We start from the raw sequence: 21369 nt of genomic DNA, 5'->3' as shown, positions 1-21369 counted from the left end.
GGACTTGCTCGGGGCCGGCGCGATCGACAGTGTAATGCTCGTAATTCACATCACCTCCTTTTCGGTGTTACAAGTAACCTTCATTTTACTACATTTGTTTAGCCTTAGTAACTTGTTACTTCAATTGTACGCTTCGTCTGACTGTTCCTGTAGCGGTAGAGGCGTATCAAGAACGTCCCAGTGGCGGTGACGGTGAGCACTGCGGCAACCCCAAGGGCGCAGACCCAGTACCAACTCCATGGAAGTTCGGCTTGTTCGCTCGTTTTCTCAGTAGCAAAGACCACGCCGTTGGAAATAAGCTCGAAGACAGTAAGAATTGTCAGGGAAAAGCCAGCTATGGAAACAATCATGCCTCTCTCGAATGCGTCGACGAAGAAGATGGCCAATGCGCCGATCGTTGCTGGTAACGCGAGCGCCGCCAGGACAACATCCGTGTCGCCGCCTTCGCCGAGGACCCGGGCGAGTATGGCAGTAACCAGGAGAAGTGACCACGATGCGATCATGGCGAATAATTCCGTGCCTGTCGGCAGCTCCCGCACTCGCAGGCGGAGGTTAAATACGATAGGCTGAGCGCCCTCTTTCTCCTGGCTGCGGATTACCTGTCGATGACTCTCGGTTGTTGTTTGGCCGGTACCGAGAACGACTGCATCATCGTCGATGCTCACGCCGGCCTTGTTGTCGCTGCCCAGGAAAAGCTTTCCGAGATGTCGGCCGTAGGCATGTGCGTCGGAGCCAGATATCGTGACCCCTCGAAGGTAAGGGTGCTCGATCGATCTTTTTGCTCTTTTGGCGTTGACTTGGACGATTTCCTTCTCGTTTTCTGGCAGTATCCGGCCATCGACCATTGCGATGAGCGTGTTTGCCGTCTCGATATATGATCCTCGCTCTGGCGCGCTGATCTTGAGGTGGTAACTTCGCGCATACCTGGCACCGATCATGGACAATTCCATGTAACCGCTCGGAAGTCGCAGAACGTCGAAAATAAACCAGTATGGGAGCCTGCTCAGCAGGCCAACATCGCCTTTCTGCGCCTTCTGCCACAGCGCCGCTGTTGGTTGAGTGTAGGAGTAGGTAATATTGAGATACTCCGCCGCTCGACACCGCACCACGATCACGTAGCGATCGATTCCAATAGTCGCGATGCGGAGTAGCTTATCCTTCTGGCTTTGGTCGACCTCCAGCCCATCCTTTCTGGCAAGCTTACTCAATTCGTTCTCGAACACGGTAGCGAAGGCTCGCGCCGCCGCCGTGGTCGACAATGTGTCGGACGAGCTCGCCAAACCATGGACGGACCAGGTGGCGACGTTGATCATGTACAGAAATTTCTCTCTCCAAGGATCGCCCCAGTCCTGATAGTGACCGAGGCCGAAGGTGAGAGCGTAGAGGTGCATTAGCACGGCCACGTACGTGGCCATGGAATCGCCGCCGTACGATAGAGAGGCGGCGCTTTCATCTGAGCTGGACTCAAGGGTGAAACCATCATAAAGCACCCCCTTTTCCTGTTGAGCCAGCGGAATGAGAATGTACCGATCGCTGGTTCGGATCGCGCCATTGAATGCAAATCCATGCCCATGCTGACGGGAGTCTATTGCACCCTCGATCGAAGCGTCATCCATGCGAGGTAACTGATCTGGATGGAGAAAGATCTCGGTTTGGACCGTTCGCTTGATCGAACGGCGGTCGAGATCGACGCTCTCCGCCCTGCGATGCCTGTAGGTTTTTGGTTCGGCAAGCATATCGGCGAGCAGGGCGAGAGTGGCAGTTCCGTGTTCCTGGGAACGGCTGATAGCCTGCATTATTAGCGCTTTGATGATGCGCTGGTCTTCGGTGCCCGCGGTATCGGTGGTGATCTCCTTTGGGCGAGCGGCCGATCGTGTAAACCTGATCCTGAAAAACGTCCACGATGAGCCCAATCCAAGGGCAGCGGCGAGGAGTATGAGGTGTTTCCACCAAACGCCTGGAAACCACCAGTAATCGAGAACTGGATCAGCGCGATGGAAGGTTCCAAAACCGATACACCCCGCCCAGTATCCGCCGAGTGCCAGGCCGGAAATTGCTGGAATATAGCTAGCCAGGCGGTAGCCGGGGGATGGCTTTGATGAAGTGGGCGCGCGACCGGGTCTGCCGTTCTGGTCGAGAGGTGGGTTGTTCACCATCGCCCCCATCCTGTGTGGCATACCGGGTCAACGGGTCGCATCGTGAGGACCGCACGGCGGTACATGTTCGGTCTCCAAGTGTGAGTAGTGATCGACATGATCGCGGCCCCGACCGGCCCCCCATGTCCCTGGTGTAGTAATTCTGGCGCAGCCGACGTCGCATGTCTCCGGTTGTTGCCCAAGGAACGTCAAGTTGCCAAAATTTGCAGGATAAGCCTCCGCTTTATTTGGACAGAAAGTCCGTGCCTCGGAAAGTTTTCAGTAGTTGCTATGTCATGTTCTTTGGTGGGCGAACAAGTTGGCAGCATTATTGTCGCGGCCTATGGTCCGGGTCATGGAGGAGCGGGCGGGACGCTGCTGCCGCATGCTCGAACGCTATTGCGGCCCAAGGGCAAGCAGTGGCAGGCGGTAGCCTGCCGTAGCGGTCCAGCAATCAGCGTTGCGCCAGGCCGTGGGCGGAAGCTGCAGAGCCAACATCGCGCTGTTGTATGACAGGCTCGCCTGAGCGTCGGCTCGACGCCGGCGCCGCGTGCTTTCAATTATGACGGGACGCTTCGTCATCCTCGATGAACGCAGCAACCCGCAGGAGCGTCGAGTCGAGAGCCCGCACCACATGGAGCAGCTCGATAGCGTCCAAGCGCCGTTCGCCGGATTCGTACTTGCTGACGAAGGATTGAGGGACGTCGAGCCGCGCCGCGACCTGCACCTGCGTCAGCCCGGCCTCCCGCCGCAACTGCCGCAGAAAGCCGCATAACCGCTGGTACTCGGCCGAATATATCGACTTTTCCACAAGGCCAACCGCACCTTGCGCAAGCGAATATCCCAATTTAGGATATTGCCAGCGTGGCCATTTCGGGCCAAGCGTTCTGGGGCGGCGGGAGGTGAACCATGGGCGGCGACGGCGACTAAACGGCTGACAATGGCCGAATGCGAGGGCCGCAACGGGCCATATTCCGTTGCGGCCCTGCGCTTTTAGCGTTGGCATGTCAATCCTGTATTGCTACAATGTAGGTAAGCTATGCAGGACCATCTTGAGCGCATCAACAAACTGCAGACCATCGTCGTCGCGATCGTTGTGGCGGGTGGAGGTGTGGTGCTCATGGTCTTCGGCAAGCAACTGCCGTTCATACCAAATCTGGTATGGCTCAACTTCTTTCCTTGGAGCGAGGTCGGTGGAACGTTGCTTGTGGCCGGCGTGCTGGGCCTCGGCATCGACTACTTCATGGGGAAGGACCGCGATCAGCGGGACACCGCCCGCTTGAAACGGGTTCTGGCCGACTCTGCTCCAGCCATGCGCGATGCAGTCATCGACGGATTCGCCTTCGGCAACCAAGATCTGGCCCGCGTCGCCAGCCCGGAGACGCTCGACGACATCATCCGAAACAGTTTGGCGCTCAGGCTCGGTGACGAGACGTTCGCCAACGAGGTCTACCAAGATGTCCGGGACCAAGCGGTACGCGCCCCGGAGCGCTGGTACGACGCCACCGTCGAGATTCGACTCACGCCGCTTCCGGGGATACCTGGCAAGCACAGCGAGGATTCTCATGCTGAGCTGGCCGACTCAAATCTGTTCGGCGTCAGCGTGCGTTGGGAGTACACGGTCGTGCCAAAACATCACAGCCGACACTTCGCTGTCGTCGCCAATCGCCGTGAATACCTCGACCTGACGAACGGCCACGACGGAACTTCGGCATGGGTGCTGGTTCCGAAGCCTGGGGTCGATCCCACCAAACCCGCGGCGTTCGAGTTGGTTCAGTTCAGCGTCGACGGTAACGACCGACCGATCCGTCGCGCCGCCCGCAAGGGCGGGCAGGTATACAGCGTGGACCTCGGCCTCGATGCGAGGCAGGCCGAGGAGTCGGTGACTGTTGCCTACACCTACCGAACCCTCACCGAGCAGCGGGGCAATCTGCTCTACATCGACATTGAGCAGCCCACTCGCGGTATCACGGTCGAGCTCGACTATAGCGACTGCGACATTGAACGCGTCCGGGTTCTGGACTTCATCGCCAGCAGCCGCACCGCCCGGATTGAACGCAGCCCTGATTCAGTGCCCGGCAAGACGGTCAGGGTCGGATTCGACGGGTGGGCCTTCCCCCGAAGCGGCGTCGGATTTGTCTGGACTCTGAGTCCACAACTCGCCGCTACTGAAAACAAAGAGGCTGTCCAAGCGGCACACCATTGATGCGCAGTCAGCTCCAAGAGTCCGCAGGCCGGAACTTCCTATCGGTCACTTCGTGCTGGATCGAGCGGGAGTACCCGGCACGAGTGGGCCCGGCCACTCCTGGCAAATCTTGTCCGCCAGCAGTTTCGACCTGTCCTTGATGTCCGATTCGGTCCACGCCTCTTCATGACCGTTCAGAAGATCTTTCGTCAAGGCAAGGAGACTGTACTGGTTAAGCAGCGAGTACTTTCCTTTGCCGGCCTCTTTACCTCTCGGCGCAATGGGTTTCGCTTTGCCGTCAGTCCAAGGGCGATTAGACAGTCCGCCGTTGAGGCTTTGGGTAGTGAGTGTCAGATTGCCGAGACTGTCTACTAGGCGGTCGCGGTCCCGCGCTGCGGTCTCGTTCAGCGGCGGCTCTTCGTCCCAATGCTGTTTCCACTTCCTTGGCATGACATGTTCGACCTGTAGATCGCCGGTGACTGCGACACTCTCGTTCCGTTCAGAACGGAGCAATTGCTCGACGGCGAGAAGCACTACTCGGAGTCGGTTCTGCTTTACTAGGCCGTATAGCCGTAGCCTGGGGAGCTCAGTCTTGATCTCGTCGTCGGTTGGCCAGCGACGGGTTTCTGCCTGTTGTATCGATAGGTATCCCTTGAGCACGGTCCCGACCTTCTCGGGCTCCACGCCGTCGAGCATCGTCAACGCTGAGACCATGAACCGATTGACGTCGCTCGGCGAGAGACGCAGCAGCGTCCGGCGGACAACCCAACTTTCTAAGGCCGAAAGAGCAAGGGCGACTTGGTCTTCAGGGAATGCGTGGTTATCGGAAGCTAGCCACATCAACAAGGGCGTTGTCGCAGCCAGCTCGAACTCTTGAACAACTCTGTAATAGAAACGACCCACCGTCGTGTCTGTCGACATCGTCGCTAGCCCTCGGAAAGTGCTGGCGTCCTTGATCAATGCGGCCAAGAAGTCCTCGGCGTCGACGACGGAGGTGAAGTGAGCATCGGCATGCTGCATGAAGCCTCGGAAGGTTTCGTCAACAAGCACCTCCGCATGCGTCCGCATCGTCAGCCAGTACTGAAGAAAGATATCGATACGTGCGCGGTTGCGCCGGCCCTGGGGGATTTCCTCACGCCACCATGGGTCATCGAATTCCAGCCAAAACCGGTCCGGCCATGTACCGATATCAGCATGAAGTGCCTCGCCCTGCTGGAATACCCAATTTTTGATCAAGTCGGCTTTCAGGAGGGGCGTGCCGCGGTCGTTGAGCGTCTCAAAGATCAACTGGGCGTCGTCATGCTGGGAGAGATCGATCGTCACAACCATCAGCCGAGACTGAAGAACCCCGGTCAGCGCCTGAGCCCGCTGCAGGCGAATCTCGTCCGACTGGCTGTCTTTTACGACCCAAGACTCGACCCGATCGCGGAAAAACCTGTGAGCCTCCACGATTCGATGGTCGGCGAGCCCGTTCAGGGGCCTGCCAGTCATCACAGCCGTGAACGCATCGTGGTCGGCTCGGGAAGGGCGCAACTTGAGTTGTTCAGCCTTGCCTCGAAAACGCTGAGCACGGTTGGTAGTCAGCTCTCCCAGCGCCTCAACTTCATCTTCGTAGCCGAGGCTGGTGAATACCTTCTGAGCTGCAGCAAGTAGCAGCTGAAGGGTCATTGTGCGCTGTTGGCCGTCGATTACGGCAAACCTTGTGACATCGCCAGAGTGGGCCGGCTGCGCCTTCAGTACGATGGCTCCCAAAAAGTGTGCTCTCACCGCTGCGAGCGCGTCCTCATCGCTCCCGGCTGCGATCAGCCGCTCAGCCCTTCGAACGACGTCCTGCCACAGTGGTTCCCACTGATCTTCCTCTGACCAGACATACGGACGCTGGAAGACAGGGATCTCGAAGTGCACCCTTCCGTCGAACAGTGTCTTTGGTGGCAGCGCATCGGCTTTCATCTGGTCCGAACTCCTCGTATCAACCGTGTCCCTCCCGGGCGAATCAAGCATAGGAGAGCACCCCGACAGAGGGTGCCCGGAACGAGAGCTGCCTGGAGCTTCAATCGTCTGTAACGACACATCGTCGGGTACGCGTATGGAGTCGACCACCATGTACGCCAGAATGTGACGTTCTTAGTCTCCTGGGTCTCGATCGTCGAGGTGCGTTGCAGCCTCTTGGGCTACCTGTCCGCAGGAGGAAGGCGCTTCGCCTCTCCCTGGATCATGCCTGCAAGCAAACGGGCCTGGTCGGCTGTCAACGTGGCAACCCCGCTTTGCAGCCACAAGTCGATGTTTGTAGTGCGAGCACCTTTCTCGTCGTCGGCGAACACCTGGACGCTCAGAAGGTCGCGCTCCGGCGGTTCATCGCTTCGTAGCAGCGTCTTGGGGCTGCTGTGGAGCGCCGACCCATCGTCGGGATGCGCCCTGCGTCCTGATTCACACCACGACGGGCATGGGCCGGCTACCGATCCCACGGCGTCGCACGTGTCCGCCGCCGAAACGAGGAGCGACGCGGTCTGTTGTGCCAGGGCCGGCGGCAACTGGACCCAATCCTCGTCCGGAAGAACCAGATCGACACAACACCAACGACTACCGAAATCATCGAACGCGCAGGCTTGCACCACGATCGACAGTTCGTCCGCTCCTGGCGGAGGGGGAATGACAAGCGTCTGTTTCGGTCCCCAGTGCGCTGCGTCCTCATCCGGCGCGCTGGCGTCTGGCGCTTCGCGGTGGTCCACGCACCATTCAGGACATACCAACATGAACGATCCCCCTTGTGTCACGACACTACTCCGAAACGTGTGGAGCAGCTTCGTGACCACTCAACCACCAAAGAAATTGCAGGACAAGGCTTCTGTGACAAATGCCTGTCCGCCAGGCGCGGGGACTCGCGAGCGCCGGCTTGGGCCGATACCCGGCCTAACTCGCCTTGTTGTACGCCTCGATGATGTTCGCTTGAATGCGCCCGCGGCTGGACACGTTGTAGCCGTTGTTCCTGGCCCAATCGCGAATCGCCTTGGTCTGTTCCTTATCGGCCACAGTGCGGATAGCACTGCTCCTGCCGCTCTTACCCCGAGGGGTACGGCCAAGCTTGCGCGCCGGCTCGGTCCAAGGCTCGAAGAGGCCGCGCAGCTTGCTGGCGTTCTTAACCGATAAGTCGATCTCGTACTCCACGCCGTCGAGGCTGAAGAACACCGTCTCCTCGGCTTTCGACTTGCCGTCAAAGTCGTCGATCAACTCGACGGTGATCTTCCTGGCCATGTGGCAATCCCTCCAGATGTTGTCGAAGCGTATCGGCGAGAAGCTTATGTGGTGGACTCGTACACGGCTTTCCGCCACCCAAATTCGGACTTTTCCGACGGCGGACCTTGTCATGCAGAGTGAGTGTCGCGCAAAGGTCGATTAGCCTGGCGGCGAACCGGTCAGCGAGATCTGGGCGACACCGGGGTCTCGATGCGACTGCCGCGCGCGGGGTGTTCGGGCCAGTTGCCATCGTGCCAGCTCAACCGTATCCGATCGCGCAGTTTGAAAATGGTGGCCCTTCGATCCCGGTTGTGTCTCGTCTCTGAGGTGTCGTCCCCCGCAGCTATCGTAGTTGCATCCACCGCCAGCTTCGCCGATCGCGACGCTGGCACCAGTCGTTCAGCATGAAGGATGGGCAGCGCAGTATGGGCGTATCACACACAGCCGCAGGCTCGCGGCTAGGCTCAGCTTCAGCGCGGGGTGAGGGGGTGGCGTGGTAATGGCCCTGAAGAAGTCGGACCTGTATCGCTCGTTGTGGAAGAGCTGCGATGAGCTGCGTGGTGGTATGGATGCGAGCCAGTACAAGGATTACATCCTGACGCTGCTCTTCGTGAAGTACGTGACAGACAAGGCTAAGACCGATCGGTCCTCTTTGATCGACGTGCCCGCCGGCGGCTCCTTCGACGACATGGTCGCGCTAAAGGGCGATAAAGAGATCGGCGACAAGATCAACAAAATCATCAGCAAACTTGCTGAGGCCAACGAGCTAGAGAAGGTCATCGATCTGGCCGACTTCAACGACGAGGAGAAGCTCGGCAAGGGCAAAGAGATGCAGGACCGCCTCTCGAAGCTCGTGACGATCTTCGCGGGCCTGGACTTTCGGGGCAGCCGCGCGGAAGGTGACGATCTGCTTGGTGACGCCTACGAGTACCTGATGCGGCACTTCGCCACGGAGTCAGGCAAGTCGAAAGGCCAGTTCTACACCCCAGCCGAGGTCTCTCGCGTCGTTGCCAAAGTTGTTGGCATCGGGCCGGATACCAGGCAGGATCACACCGTCTATGACCCGACATGCGGCTCGGGGTCCTTGCTGCTCAAAGTGGCCGACGAAGCCCCTCGGGGTATCACGATCTACGGCCAGGAGAAGGACAACGCAACCTGGGCGCTGGCCCAGATGAACATGATCCTTCACAGTAATGAGGACGCGGACATCCGCAAGGGCGATACGATCACCAGTCCACAGTTCGTCTCGGGTATACAGCTGCGCACCTTCGACTTCGCCGTTGCCAATCCGCCATTCTCGAGCAAGTCCTGGAGCAACGGCCTCGAAAACGAATACGGGAGATTTCGGTTCGGCCGACCACCCGCGAAGAACGGTGATTACGCTTTTCTGTTGCACATTCTTTCGTCCCTCAATAGCAATGGCAAGGCCGCAGTCATCTTGCCGCACGGTGTCTTGTACCGTGGTAATGCAGAAGCGACCATCCGCAAAGAATTGCTGCGGCGCGGCTACATCAAGGGTATCATCGGACTCCCCCCGAACCTTTTCTACGGCACCGGCATCCCGGCTTGCATTATCGTCCTCGATAAGGAGAACGCCCAAGCGCGGACCGGCGTATTCATGGTCGACGCTGCCAAAGGTTTTGTGAAGGACGGCAATAAGAACCGCCTTCGCAGCCAGGACATCCACAGGATTGTCGATGTTTTCAATCGGCAGGCCGAGATCGAACGCTATTCACGCATGGTGCCGCTCAACGAAATAGCCAACCCAAATAACGACTACAACCTCAACCTTCCGCGCTACATCGACTCTTCGGAGCCCGAAGATATCCAGGACCTGCAAGCTCATTTGCACGGCGGGATCCCGGACCGCGATCTGGATGCTCTCAGTGGGTATTGGGAGGCGTTCCCCAGCCTCCGCGCTGCGCTCTTCGAACCAAACCGGCCAGGTTACAGTGACCTTGCGGTCGCTGTGCCCAAGGTGCAGCAGGTCATCTTGGACTCTGAAGAGTTCCAGAAGTTCACCAACAATGTACGCGGTCAGGTAGTCGACTGGCTTGCTACTCACCGTCCTGTCCTGCAGGAACTTGACCAAAACGTCGTTCCGAAGGAACTAATCGCTCGTATCAGCGATGACCTTCTCGCCCGATTCAAGGACACTCCCCTTCTCGACGAGTACGACGTCTACGAGCAGCTTATGACCTATTGGGATAGTGTGATGCACGACGATGTCTTCCTCATCATGAACGACGGATGGCTCGAAGCGGCAAAGCCTCGCAAGGCAATCGAGGATAAGGAACGCAGGCTTTCCGAGACGCCGGATCTCATCATCCGGTCGGGACGTTTCGCTGGCAAGTACAAGATGGATCTTATTCCGCCGACGCTCGTCGTCGCCCGTTACTTTATGGACGAGCAGACAGAGGTCGACCGGCTGAACGTAATAGCTGAGGAGGCCAGCCGTGCTGTCGAGGAGTACGTGGAGGAACATGCCGTCGAAGACGGACTACTTGCTGAGGCGATGGATGACGGAAAGGTCACCAAAGCCCTCGCCACGACACGCCTCAAAGTGGCCCAATACGATGGAACGGACACGGAAGAGATTGAGGCTCTGCAACATCTGATCAAGCTCTACAACCAGAAAACCATCACTGAGAAGGCAGCCAAAGATGCCAAGGCTGCCCTCGATGTTGCAACCCTGAAGAAGTACGGCGACCTTACGCTGCCTGAGATCAAGCAGCTCGTGATCGATGACAAGTGGCACGCGGTAGTGGCGAGGCGCGTGGAGTCTGAGGCTGAATCGCTGACGCTTGCACTCGTGAGCCGTATCAAGGAGCTCGGCGAACGGTACGCTGAGACTGTCGAGGACATGGCGGCATCCCTTGCGGATATTGAAGCGAAGGTTAAGGGACACCTTGCTTCGATGGGGATCTTGCGATGAATTCCCGGAGTTCTGCGGTTCCATCCGACTGGCAAGTGAAAACGCTGGGTGAACTCGCCGCTCAGGTGACGAGCGGATCGCGAGGCTGGGCGGCGCACTACGCCGATCACGGCAGCTTATTCGTTCGCATTACGAACCTAGACCGAAGCAGCATTCACCTCGATCTGAGTAACTCGCGCTTTGTTCAAATTGACCCTAATGATGCCGAGGCGCGCCGGACCCGGCTGGCAATTGGCGATATCCTCGTGTCGATCACGGCCGATATCGGGATCATCGGGTATATCGATGATCAAGTTCCCATGCCCGCATATGTGAACCAGCACATTGCACGGGTGCGCTTGGACCCTCGGCTCGTGGACAGTCGGTTTGTAGCCTACTACCTCGCGAGTTGGGAGCCGCAGCGCCGTTTCGTCGGAGCGACCGACACCGGGGCCAAGGCTGGAATGAACCTAAGCACTGTTTCGGCCTTGTCGACCGTGGTTCCACCGTTGGCGGAGCAATCGCGGATTGCGGATGCTTTGACAGATATTGACAACCTTATCGCGACCGTGGAGCGGATACTTGCCAAGAAGGAAGCAATCAAACAGGGGGTGACGCAGGAGCTCCTGAGTGGTAGGGGCAAGGGCTGGAGAAGTTCCAGCGTAGGAGAAGAGTTTCACGTCCAGCTCGGAAAGCGTCTCGATGCTGCCGTCAATCGTGGCGTCCTGAAAGAGTGCATCAACAATAGAGCGGTTCGGTGGGGCCGTGTTTTGGTCTCCGAGTCCGTGCTGGCGCCATTAAGCTATGCAGATATTCGGGATTTGCGCCTCACGGCCGGAGATGTCCTAGTATGTGAAGGCGGCGAAATCGGCCGTGCAAGCGTATGGAATGCCGAGATTCCTGAGGCATATTTCTTGAACACTCTTCATCGCCTCCGGTCGAAAGGGCGCTATGAACCACGGCTGCTCGTTGCCTTTCTGGAACGCTTGGCAAATACCGGAGAACTTTCGGCCTTGGCGGGAAAGTCCAGCCTGGCTCATCTTACAAAGGAGAATCTCCTTCGTGTCCGTATTCCGGTTCCGCCCTTGGCCGAGCAAAAGCGGATCGTTGCGTCTCTCCTTGTTCAGGACCAGCAGATAACTGCTCTGGAGCGAATGCTTGTTAAGAATCAAGCTATCAGGCAAGGCATGATGCAGCAGCTCTTGACTGGCCGTACACGCCTACCAGGCAAGGAGGATCTGGCGTGAGCAATGTCGGCCAACCCGAACGCGATACTCAGGATCGGGTTATTAGACTGTTCGACGATTCCTTAGGCTACGATTACCTCGGCAATTGGAAGCATCGCGACGGAAACTCGAATATCGAAGTTGATCTACTCACCAAGAATCTCAGCAAGCGCGGCTACAGCGATCTCCTGATCGGCAAGGCCATCGACAAACTGAAGAGCGATGCGTCGCTCGGTGGTGGCCGCGACCTGTATGAGGCGAACCGCGACGTGTACAACCTGCTGCGGTACGGGGTCAAAGTTAAGCTCGGGGTCGGAGAGAAGACGGAGACTGTCAACCTCATCGACTGGGAGCACCTGAACGACAACGACTTCGCTGTGGCGGAAGAAGTCACCGTGCTGGGCCAGAACGCCAAGCGGCCCGATGTCGTGCTGTACGTCAACGGTATTGCTCTCGCAACGATCGAGCTCAAGCGCTCGAAGATCGATGTCGCCGAGGGGATTCGGCAAAGCATCGGTAACCAGCGACCGGACTTCATCCGCCCGTTCTTCACAACGGTGCAGCTGGTAATGGCAGGTAACGACACACAGGGCCTGCGTTACAGCGCCATCGACACTCCGGCCAAGTACTGGCTGACGTGGAAAGAGCCGTCCGATATCGGCAACCCGCTTGATCGCGCGTTGACGCAACTATCCTCGAAGGAGCGCCTGCTTGAGTTGGTCCATGACTTCATGGTCTTCGACTCCGGCAGGAAGAAGACGTGCCGGCATAACCAGTACTTCGGCGTGAAGGCAGCACAAGAGCGGATCGCCAAGCGTGAGGGCGGCATCATCTGGCACACGCAGGGTTCAGGCAAGTCCCTGACCATGGTCTGGCTGGCCAACTGGATCCGCGAGCGTCCTGGCGATACTCGCGTGCTGCTGATCACCGACCGGACGGAGCTGGACGAACAGATCGAGAAGGTCTTCCGCGGCGTCAACGCGCAGGTTTACCGGACCAAGAGCGGTGCCGACCTGATCGCCACCCTCAACACCAACGACGAGTGGTTGGTCTGCTCCCTTGTCCATAAGTTCCGCAAGCCCGGAGCCAGGAATAATGCTGACGATGACAACGACTTCATCCGCGAACTGAAGGCAGCTATTCCGAAGGGCTTCCGCGCGAAGGGCGACCTTTTTGTCTTTGTCGATGAAGCCCACCGCACCCAGTCAGGGGTCATGCATGACGCGATGAAGGAACTGATGCCGGGTGCCATGTTCATCGGCTTCACCGGCACGCCGTTGCTCAAGGCGGACAAGAAGACAACCATCGAGCGGTTCGGCACCTTCATCCATACCTACAAGTACGACGAGGCCGTCGCAGACGGCGTCGTGCTCGATCTGCGCTACGAGGCGCGCAACATTGACCAGGACCTGACGTCGCCAGAGAAGATCGACAAGTGGTTCGCGGCGAAGACAAGAGGCATGACAGATCTGTCGCGAGCCGAGCTGAAAAAGCGGTGGGGCACCGTACAGAAGGTCGTCAGCTCGGAGCCACGGGCCAGGCAGATCGTCACCGACATTCTGTACGATATGGACACACGGCCCAGGCTGTCAGATGGCCGCGGCAACGCAATGCTCGTCAGCTCCAGCATCTACCAGGCGTGCAAGTTCTACGAGCTGTTCGCGCAGGCCGGTTTCAAGGGCAAGTGCGCCATCGTCACCTCCTATGTGCCGAAGGCCGGCGGCATCTCCAAGGAAGACTCTGGGGAAGGCGCCACCGAGAAGCTTCGCCAGTACGAGATCTACCGGCAGATGCTGGCGGACCATTTCAACGAACCCGCGGACAAGGCGATCACAAAGGTCGAGCGGTTCGAGAAAGACGTCAAAGACCGCTTCGTCAACGACCCAGCCCAGATGCGGTTGCTCATCGTCGTGGACAAGCTCCTCACCGGCTTCGATGCCCCGAGCGCGACGTACCTGTACATCGACAAGGCGATGCGGGACCATGGGCTGTTTCAGGCGATCTGCCGGGTGAACCGCCTCGATGGCGAGGACAAGGATTACGGATACATCGTCGACTACCGCGATCTATTCAACTCACTCAAGACCGCGGTTAAGGACTACACCGGCGGAGCTCTCGACGGCTACGACAAGGAAGACGTCGAGGGTCTTCTACCCGACAGGTTCGACAAGGCCCATGAGGACCTCGATGATGCGCTGGAGAGGATCCGAGCGCTCTGCGAGCCCGTTGAACCCCCACAGGGCACTCTGCAGTATCAGCAGTACTTTTGCGCCCGTGACCAAGGCGACGCTGCACAGCTGAAGGCCAACGAACCGAAGCGCGTCGAACTCTACAAAGCTGTCACGGCGCTGGTTCGTGCATACGGCAACATCGCCAACGAGATGAATCAAGCTGGCTATAGCGATGCGGATGCCGCGGCGATCAAGAAGGAGATCGAGCATTACGTTAACGTCCGGTTAGAGGTCAAGATCGGTGCCGGCGAAAATATTGACTTCAAGCAATACGAGGCCGGCATGCGTCACCTGCTCGACACGTACATTAGTGCTAGGCCCTCCGAAGTTGTTTCCGACTTCCAAGATGCTGGCCTTGTGCAGCTGATCGTAAATCTGGGCTCCGGCGCACTCGACAAGCTGCCAGGGGATATGAGGAGAAATCCTGACGCGGTCTCGGCAACGATCACGAACAATGTGCGCAAAGTGATTATCGATGAGCACGCCTTGAATCCCAAATACTACGACAAAATGTCCGCATTGCTTGATGCCATCCTTGAAGAGCGGCGCCGAGGAGCCCTCGAATACAAGGACTTTCTGGCGAAGATGCTGGACCTGGCCACCAAGCTGGGCACGTCCGAGTTTGACGGCAAGTACCCGGCGTGGGCTGATACCCGTGGTCGCAGAGCATTGGTCGACTATTTCGAAGACGCACCGGAACTTGCCGCATTGGTCGATACCGTAGTACTCCACACGAAACCGGACTCGTGGGTCGGGAATCGGATAAAGGAGAAGAAGGTCAAGCGCGCCCTTCAAAACGTCCTCCCGGACTTCGACCAGCTTGACGAACTGCTCAAGCGGATACAAGCGCATGGCGAATACCACTAGCGCCCACCTGGTCGTCCGCGGGATCGACATTGATGTTAGCTACAAGAACATCAAACACCTGCACATCGGCGTCTATCCGCCATTAGGTCGCGTACGGGTCGCTGCCCCAGTACGGCTGGACGACGACCAGGTTCGCTTGGCCGTTGTCCAGCAGCTCGGGTGGATAAAACGCCAACGAGACCAGCTGCGGGCGGCTGAGCGACAGTCGGTGCGCGAGATGGTCACTGGCGAATCGCACTATGTGTGGGGTGTCAGGCACCGCCTCAAGGTAGTTGTTCGACCCGGCCGTACCCACTTCGAAGTGGAAGGGCACAATCTACTCCTTTACACACCTGCGGACGTGACGCCTGAACGGCGTCGAGCACTTCTCGATCGCTGGTATCGCGAACAGCTCCGCCGTTGCCTTTCCACTCTGATTCCAACATGGGAGAAACAGCTCAACCTTTCAGTTCCTAAATGGAGCATCCGGCGGATGAAAACCAAGTGGGGATCTTGCAACCGCGCGACTCGGCACATTTGGTTCAACCTCGAACTTGCCAAGAAACACCCCGGCTGCCTCGAATACATCGTGGTTCACGAGATGCTGCACTATCTCGAACGCGGCCATGGTCGACGATTCGTCCAACTGATGGATCAACATCTTCCCGACTGGCGAGCCAGACAAGCTCAATTGAACAGCGCGCCCCTGGCGGAAGAAGCGTGGAGCTGACGCTGCATGCATCGACCCTCTCACCGCGCGCCAGCCCAATGGCCTTCGCATATGGAACAAGTCGACGGCGGCCTGTCACCCGTAAGCGAGCCTTGCCGCGGACGACGCCGCGAAGGGGTGTTGCTGCCCAGCTCGACGTTGGCCGTCTTCTTGTGCTGCTTCACGGATCGCAGAGGCGCCAGCTAACTAGGTGCGCCCGCCCCGGTTCGACCTTGGAGGCCGGGACGCACGTCGCAAAGATCCGGCAACGCCGACGATATTGTTCGACTGCCGCTGTTCAGGAGCCAGCCGAGCCTGGCGTCGCCGAGGCTCCCAGCGATTAGCTAAGGCTATCTTTCCAGGTCAACAGCCGGTCGAGAGGCCGGCGACCCGCCTGGGCAGTGTGGCGTAGATCATCGTTTGAAGCTTTAAGTTACTGTCCGGCATACTTTCTAAACCGGAGGACGGCCCTGTAAACTCGACGCTCGGTACACAGCAAACCCCAGGCCAGATGCCTGCGGGGGCTCTGGTCCTGGGGTTTGGTGTCTACTTGCGACGGTAGGACGCTCAAACTATCAGGGGGACGTGCTACCCGTCAGTACGGGAAGACACATCGTGACCTGAGTTACACCTGCTGCTGGTGCCACGTCGCCTGCGACCTGCAGTCGCAGGCGGCCTAGTGGAAGGTGACTCCAATTTGAGCGGGGTTGGAACGATCGCACACACCGGCTTGAACTGCCCGGAGAGCGGCGTATGGCAGGTCGTCGGCACCCCGTCGACCACCGCGCCCATCGCCAGGGCAATGTCTTGCCGCCGTACGGCGGCAAGAGCGTCGACTGGAAGCTGACCAGCTGGCCTGAGCGATGTGATTAGTTCTGCGCGCGCCGCACCCGATGTACGGCCCGCGCGGCGATCCCGTAAGCACCGACGATTCCCAGCCGGCCAAAACGGAGTTTTTCCTATTGCCAATCTGAGCAGAGAATCACATAATCATGCTCAGGTGGGACTTATTTATACCAATTTTCACTTCGGCGTGTGCATACACGCGATAGGACCATAATGACTGCATTGGAAGACAAGCTCGGAAGGTATTGCCAGCCGTCCAGCGACCATGAACAGGCAAAACAGGATCGCGCTGAGCGGATGGTTCGCAACGCTGTAGAAATCTGGAAAGTGGACCACGAGGACGTCCGGATCTCGTACGTACCGAAGGGGTCCTACGCGAATAACACCAATGTTCGGCAGGACAGCGATGTCGATATCGCAGTGGTCCGTACAGACTTTTACTACTTCGATACCTCAGAACTTCGCGAGAGTGACAAGCAGACCGGAAGCGGACAGACCTTTCCACTGGAGGGTGTCGCTTTTCGAAATAGCTTGGCCCAGAGCCTGAAGGTACGGTTCGGATCGGACTGCGACACCACCGGCTCGACCGCCATCGAACTGATCGAAAACTCAGGACGGGTAAGCGCGGACATCGTGCCGTCGTTCGATTTCCGGAAATACTACTACGACGTGCACGGCCGCATTGCTTACCACAGCGGCCAGAAGGTCTTCAAGACCGACGGCACGTCAGTCGTGAACTACCCGCTTCAGCAGCTGGAGAACGGCAGAGCCAAGAATAATGCCACCAGCAGGCGGTACAAGAAGCTCGTCCGCATCCTCAAGCGGGCTGAGAATGACCTGGTTGCGGCGGGGCGGATCAAGGAACTCCCGAGCTACTTCATGGAGTGCTTGATGTATCGCGTTCCCAACGACCACTTCAACCACCTATCCGACACACCGCTGACCGATGATTTGACAAGCGCAACTGCCTACATCTGGTCGGCAACACAGGAAGGCGGCGACGCGTTGGGGTGGTTGGAGCCCAACGAGATCAAGCCACTGTTCGGGTCCGGACAGAAGTGGACCATGGCCGAGGCGAATACGCTCATGCTTGAGGTCTGGCGTCTCTTCGACCTCAAGGCGGGGTCGAACTAATGGGAGGTTCGCTGCGTCCGCGTATTGCCATCGGTTCCGCAGCCGCCATCTGGCTGATCATCGCGATCGTGTCCGGCCGCCATGATGGGCAATGGTTGGCGCTGCGAACGTTCTCCATGGCAGGTGCGGTTGTGACACTCGGCTTCCTCGTCTACGAGCGATGGGGATGGGCATGGCCATTCGTCCGGTACTTCACGGGGAAGCCGAACCTAAACGGAACGTGGCGCGGCGAACTCCAGAGTGACTTCGAGCGCGACGGCCGGCGGATAGACCCCATCCCGACCGTGCTCCTGATCAAGCAGACCGATACCGCCATATGGGTCACGTTGTTCACTGGAGAGTCCTCATCGACGACCGGGATGGGCCAGCTTGTCAAGGAGTCGGACGACCGCTGGCGCGTTACCTTCGTGTACACAAACAAGCCGCGGCCGGAGGTGAGTTCGCGCAGCAACCAGCATCAAGGTGTGTGCGAACTATACGTCACCGGTCGTGGTAACTCTCTTGGCGGAAGCTACTTCACCAGCCGCAAGACAACCGGCGAACTCAGACTCAAAGAGTGGAGTAGGCACAAATACCATGACTCCGCGTCGGCCTTGACTTCCGAGGAATTCGGCACACCGAGAGTCTTCGCGAAGGAGTAACGCAACCTGATCGGTCACTCAGCTTCTTATAGAACGTGAGTGGTCCTTGGCGGGCGGCCGACCAGCTGCCCTTTGCGCCGACCCCGGGGGCGAATCGTCACACCGGCGTCCCGAAGGATCTTGGCGACGGTGTTCTTCGACATATGGTGCTCGACCTTCAGCTCTGCCAGCGACGCCCCGGCCAGGTACCGCCGCACCATCTCCGCCGTCTCTGCCCTGGTCGGCTTCTTCCGATCATTCGACGTGCGGCGCGGATCAGGCTCAGGGTCGATGCGGCGCACCTCCTCCCCGGCGCGCTGCGATGTCTTGACCAGTCGATTCAACAGGTGCGCTTGTTTCGAGTAGCTTCCCGCAAGCTCCACTCAGCTTGCAGGTCAGGGCGGGTTTTCTCCGCCCGAATACCTATGACGGCTCGGTCCAGCGCATCGGCAGCTGCTCTGTGGGCTCGGCCTCGGGCCATGTGGTGGCGTTGGGTCATGGCCGGATCGACGTGCATCAGAACGTCGGCGGTGACTCGTGCCGACAGACCCGCGTCGTCGAGGATCGTGGCGACCGCGCCGCGGAAACTGTGGGCGGTGACGTCCTCCGGGATGCCGAGGGCGTCGCGGACTCGCTGCCACCCAGCGTCTGGCTGCGACGCAGGCCGGTAGCCGCGAGCAGGGTCACCCAATCGGCCAGGTCGGTGTTCTCGCAGTAGTCCGCGACCGTCGGCGCGGTATAGGACTTCACCGGAGTCCCGCGATTGCGTTCCGCGCGAGACAACTTGCGCGGGCACGGCAGCCGCGAGGTCCGCACCGCCGCGAGCATGAACCGCAACTTCTCGATGGTGATGTCGCGAGTGCCGCCAGTTCGGCCTTTGGCTTCGATGTTCATCGTCAGCTGCGACTCTCGAACAGGGTTGACGCTGAGCGCGGCCTTGCGGACTGCGTAGCGAAACATCCCCGACAGCACATTGCGCCCGGTCCGCATCGACGACGGCCCTTTGGCCGCGCCAAGGCTTTTCAGGAACGCCTCGACCGACGACGTCGTGACCTCGAGCAACCGTCGCTCACCGAACGCGGTGTTGAACAACCCCGCCACCACGTCGTATCGCTCGAGCGTCATTTCCGCATCGACAGCCACATGACCGCCACAGGCAAACCGCGGCCGGGAACCCGATCCGGACGGAAGAACAGTCGTCCTCACGACGCGCAAATTCTGCGACGGATCGGAGGGGCGACGTTCCGGCCGTAGGCGCTTGTCTAGCGGCGGGATCGGCCGAGTTCGGCCAGCATCGCGTTGTAGGCGGCCAGTTCGTCGTCATCGGGGAACCGTTCCTGATGGCGGTCGCTGCGTTTGGCCTCGCGCCGGTCCTGTTTGGCCCATTGCGACAGTAGTGCGCCGACTACGAGCAGGACCGGGATCTCGCCGGAAATCCAGGCCAATGTGCCGCCGATCCACTGGTCGTGCATGGGATCGCTCATCCACGACAGCTTCAGTTCGGGATAGAAGGTGCTGCCGACCTGAGATTCCATCGACATCACGGCGACGCCGAAGAAGGCGTGAAAGGGCATGACCGCGAACAACATTCCCAGCCTTCCCAGATGAGGCAGCCGGCGCGGGCCCGGGTCGATACCGATGATCGCCCAGTAGAACAGGTAGCCGGTGAGCAGGAAGTGGATGTTCATCAGCAGATGACCCCAGTGGAAGCGGATCAGCTCGTCGAACAGCGGCGTGAAGTACAGCCCGTAGAGCGAGACAACGAATACCGCCAAGGCAACGGCGGGATGGCTGAGAACACGGGTGAACCGCGAATGCATCAGCCACAGCAGCCATTCCCGCAGTCCGGGCGCGGTGTTGCGACCGGCCGGCTCGACCGCTCGCAACACCAGCGTCACCGGCGCACCCAGCACCAGCAGCACGGGCAGAAACATATTCAGCGCCATATGACCCGCCATGTGCACGCTGAACATCGCATAGCCGTAGGCACCGATCCCCGACGACGTCACCAACAGCAGTCCCACACAACCGGCCAGCCACGACACCAGCCGCCAGCGCGGCCACTGATCGCCGCGGCGACGAAGGCGGATCATCCCGGCGACATAGGCGAGCCCCAACACGATGGCCGAGGTCCCGAGCACCACATCGAATCGCCACAATGACGCCACACGCCACACGCTCGGCGCGGCGGACACGTCGAAACCCAGAAACACCTGCTGCGCGGTGAACGAGCGGTGCCGGAAGGCAGGAGCGGGCTGAATCGCCATGGCCACCGAAATCCCCAGCCATACCAGCTCGGCCACCACCACCGCCCGCAGCACAGCAGGCACCCGCACGGAATCCGGCGATGTCCGACCCAACCACCACCACAGCACTGCATGCGATGCGAGCAGTCCGGCCGCGACCACACCGAGGCTGCCGTACCAGCCACCGAACGCCCAGGGCGGAGTGAGAATCGGAACCAGAATCGCCGCGGTGCCCACCATCACCACAACCGAAATTCCGAGCGCTGTTCGATAGCGCCACAATACGATCGCGCGTTCGCTCGCATTCGCGTCGGCACGGCCGCTCAGCACGCACCAGCTCAGGCCAACCAGCGCCGACAGCGCCACGGTGAACGGAATCACCGCACCTGTCGCGTAGTCGTGGTTCGGGCCCTCGCCCGCATTGCCGACTACCGGAGGGCACAGCACCGCCACCGCGACCAAGGCCGTCACGCCGAACACGCTGTTCCACGACAACGCGAACCGCACGGCCACAGCCACCACGAGCGTGCACAGCGTGGCCACGATCCACGCCTTCGGAGCGGTCGAGGCCGCGATCAGCGCACCGGTTCCTCCGATATTCATCATGCGCTGCACCGATATTCCGGCCGCGTCAGCCGCGGAGATCGGAATCAAGGCTCCGCACGCGAGCAACCACACCACCGATGACCACTCGGCTACCCGTATCCCGCGATAGCCGCAGACCTCGATGCGCCCGGCAGCGGTGGCCGGCGCACAGAACAGCGCATACATCAGCGATCCGAGTGACAGTCCGCCCGCGAGCCCAGCCACCAGGCGCACCAGCGCGTATCCGACCGCCGAACCCCACCCCGGAAAGGGAAGCCCTTGATCGGCATAACGGGAGTGACCGCCGGCGAGGGTGACGATCAGGACGATCACCACCGCCGCGAACGCTCCGATCAGGAGCATGGCATTCCCGCGGTCGCCACGGTCTGTGTGCCCGGATATCTCGTCGGGCGCTCGTCGCATCCTCTACACCATCGCCGGAAGACCGAGTCCGGCAT

General features: G+C 59.5%; 15 protein-coding genes. 7 read left to right on the top strand and 8 right to left on the bottom strand.

What is annotated here, in order from left to right:
• Nucleotides 1-104: 104 nt before the first annotated feature.
• On the bottom strand, nucleotides 105-2156 hold the full coding sequence (locus IRT45_RS05790; RefSeq protein ID WP_194804842.1) for a hypothetical protein: 2052 nt from the start codon (nucleotides 2154-2156) through the stop codon (nucleotides 105-107).
• Between the two features lie 535 nt (nucleotides 2157-2691).
• The gene (locus tag IRT45_RS05785) at nucleotides 2692-2946 is read right to left on the bottom strand and encodes a helix-turn-helix domain-containing protein (protein ID WP_194804841.1); all 255 of its coding nucleotides are present in this window, start codon (nucleotides 2944-2946) and stop codon (nucleotides 2692-2694) included.
• A 228-nt stretch (nucleotides 2947-3174) separates the two neighbouring features.
• On the opposite strand from IRT45_RS05785, the gene IRT45_RS05780 reads away from it, so the two are divergent.
• Nucleotides 3175-4341 carry a hypothetical protein gene (locus tag IRT45_RS05780; protein WP_194804840.1) on the top strand — a complete coding sequence of 389 codons (1167 nt, stop codon included), beginning with the start codon at nucleotides 3175-3177 and terminating at the stop codon, nucleotides 4339-4341.
• A 45-nt stretch (nucleotides 4342-4386) separates the two neighbouring features.
• On the opposite strand, the gene IRT45_RS05775 is transcribed toward IRT45_RS05780, so the two are convergent.
• The 3 genes from IRT45_RS05775 to IRT45_RS05765 all read right to left on the bottom strand — a co-directional run bounded on the left by IRT45_RS05775 (nucleotide 4387) and on the right by IRT45_RS05765 (nucleotide 7572).
• Nucleotides 4387-6270, bottom strand: coding sequence for a DUF262 domain-containing protein (locus IRT45_RS05775; RefSeq protein WP_194804839.1), 1884 nt, complete (start codon nucleotides 6268-6270; stop codon nucleotides 4387-4389).
• A gap of 221 nt (nucleotides 6271-6491) precedes the next feature.
• On the bottom strand, nucleotides 6492-7133 hold the full coding sequence (locus tag IRT45_RS05770; protein ID WP_194804838.1) for a DUF6907 domain-containing protein: 642 nt from the start codon (nucleotides 7131-7133) through the stop codon (nucleotides 6492-6494).
• Nucleotides 7134-7230: 97 nt separating this feature from the next.
• Nucleotides 7231-7572 carry an Lsr2 family protein gene (locus tag IRT45_RS05765; RefSeq protein ID WP_194804837.1) on the bottom strand — a complete coding sequence of 114 codons (342 nt, stop codon included), beginning with the start codon at nucleotides 7570-7572 and terminating at the stop codon, nucleotides 7231-7233.
• A gap of 481 nt (nucleotides 7573-8053) precedes the next feature.
• On the opposite strand from IRT45_RS05765, the gene IRT45_RS05760 reads away from it, so the two are divergent.
• From IRT45_RS05760 to IRT45_RS05735, 6 genes are all read left to right on the top strand, one after another.
• On the top strand, nucleotides 8054-10489 hold the full coding sequence (locus tag IRT45_RS05760) for a type I restriction-modification system subunit M (RefSeq protein WP_194804836.1): 2436 nt from the start codon (nucleotides 8054-8056) through the stop codon (nucleotides 10487-10489).
• A complete protein-coding gene (locus tag IRT45_RS05755; RefSeq protein WP_194804835.1) occupies nucleotides 10486-11715 on the top strand; it encodes a restriction endonuclease subunit S in 1230 nt (409 codons plus the stop codon). The genes IRT45_RS05760 and IRT45_RS05755 overlap by 4 nt, the downstream gene beginning before the upstream one ends.
• Nucleotides 11712-14792: a type I restriction endonuclease subunit R gene (locus IRT45_RS05750; RefSeq protein ID WP_194804834.1), complete on the top strand. Its 3081-nt coding sequence runs from the start codon at nucleotides 11712-11714 to the stop codon at nucleotides 14790-14792. Before IRT45_RS05755 ends, IRT45_RS05750 begins: the two co-directional genes overlap by 4 nt.
• Nucleotides 14776-15501 (top strand): M48 family metallopeptidase, encoded by a 726-nt coding sequence (locus IRT45_RS05745; RefSeq protein WP_194804833.1) that lies wholly within the window; start codon nucleotides 14776-14778, stop codon nucleotides 15499-15501. Before IRT45_RS05750 ends, IRT45_RS05745 begins: the two co-directional genes overlap by 17 nt.
• 1038 nt (nucleotides 15502-16539) lie before the next feature.
• Entirely contained in the window at nucleotides 16540-17460 is a 921-nt protein-coding gene (locus IRT45_RS05740) for a nucleotidyltransferase (RefSeq protein ID WP_194804832.1), read from the top strand.
• Complete coding sequence (locus IRT45_RS05735) at nucleotides 17460-18101, top strand: hypothetical protein (protein ID WP_194804831.1); 642 nt, start codon at nucleotides 17460-17462, stop codon at nucleotides 18099-18101. Before IRT45_RS05740 ends, IRT45_RS05735 begins: the two co-directional genes overlap by 1 nt.
• A gap of 26 nt (nucleotides 18102-18127) precedes the next feature.
• On the opposite strand, the gene IRT45_RS05730 is transcribed toward IRT45_RS05735, so the two are convergent.
• The 3 genes from IRT45_RS05730 to IRT45_RS05720 form a co-directional block, all read right to left on the bottom strand.
• Nucleotides 18128-18424, bottom strand: coding sequence for a helix-turn-helix domain-containing protein (locus IRT45_RS05730; protein ID WP_194804830.1), 297 nt, complete (start codon nucleotides 18422-18424; stop codon nucleotides 18128-18130).
• Between the two features lie 172 nt (nucleotides 18425-18596).
• Nucleotides 18597-19205: a hypothetical protein gene (locus IRT45_RS05725; protein ID WP_194804829.1), complete on the bottom strand. Its 609-nt coding sequence runs from the start codon at nucleotides 19203-19205 to the stop codon at nucleotides 18597-18599.
• Between the two features lie 137 nt (nucleotides 19206-19342).
• Nucleotides 19343-21334 (bottom strand): cytochrome c oxidase assembly protein, encoded by a 1992-nt coding sequence (locus IRT45_RS05720; protein ID WP_194804828.1) that lies wholly within the window; start codon nucleotides 21332-21334, stop codon nucleotides 19343-19345.
• Nucleotides 21335-21369 lie beyond the last annotated feature (35 nt).

It is taken from the genome of Nocardia sp. BSTN01, from assembly GCF_015354405.1.
Taxonomy (GTDB): Bacteria; Actinomycetota; Actinomycetes; order Mycobacteriales; family Mycobacteriaceae; genus Nocardia.
The sequence above is the reverse complement of the archived record's forward strand: the minus strand, read 5'-3'. Positions and strand labels throughout refer to the sequence as shown.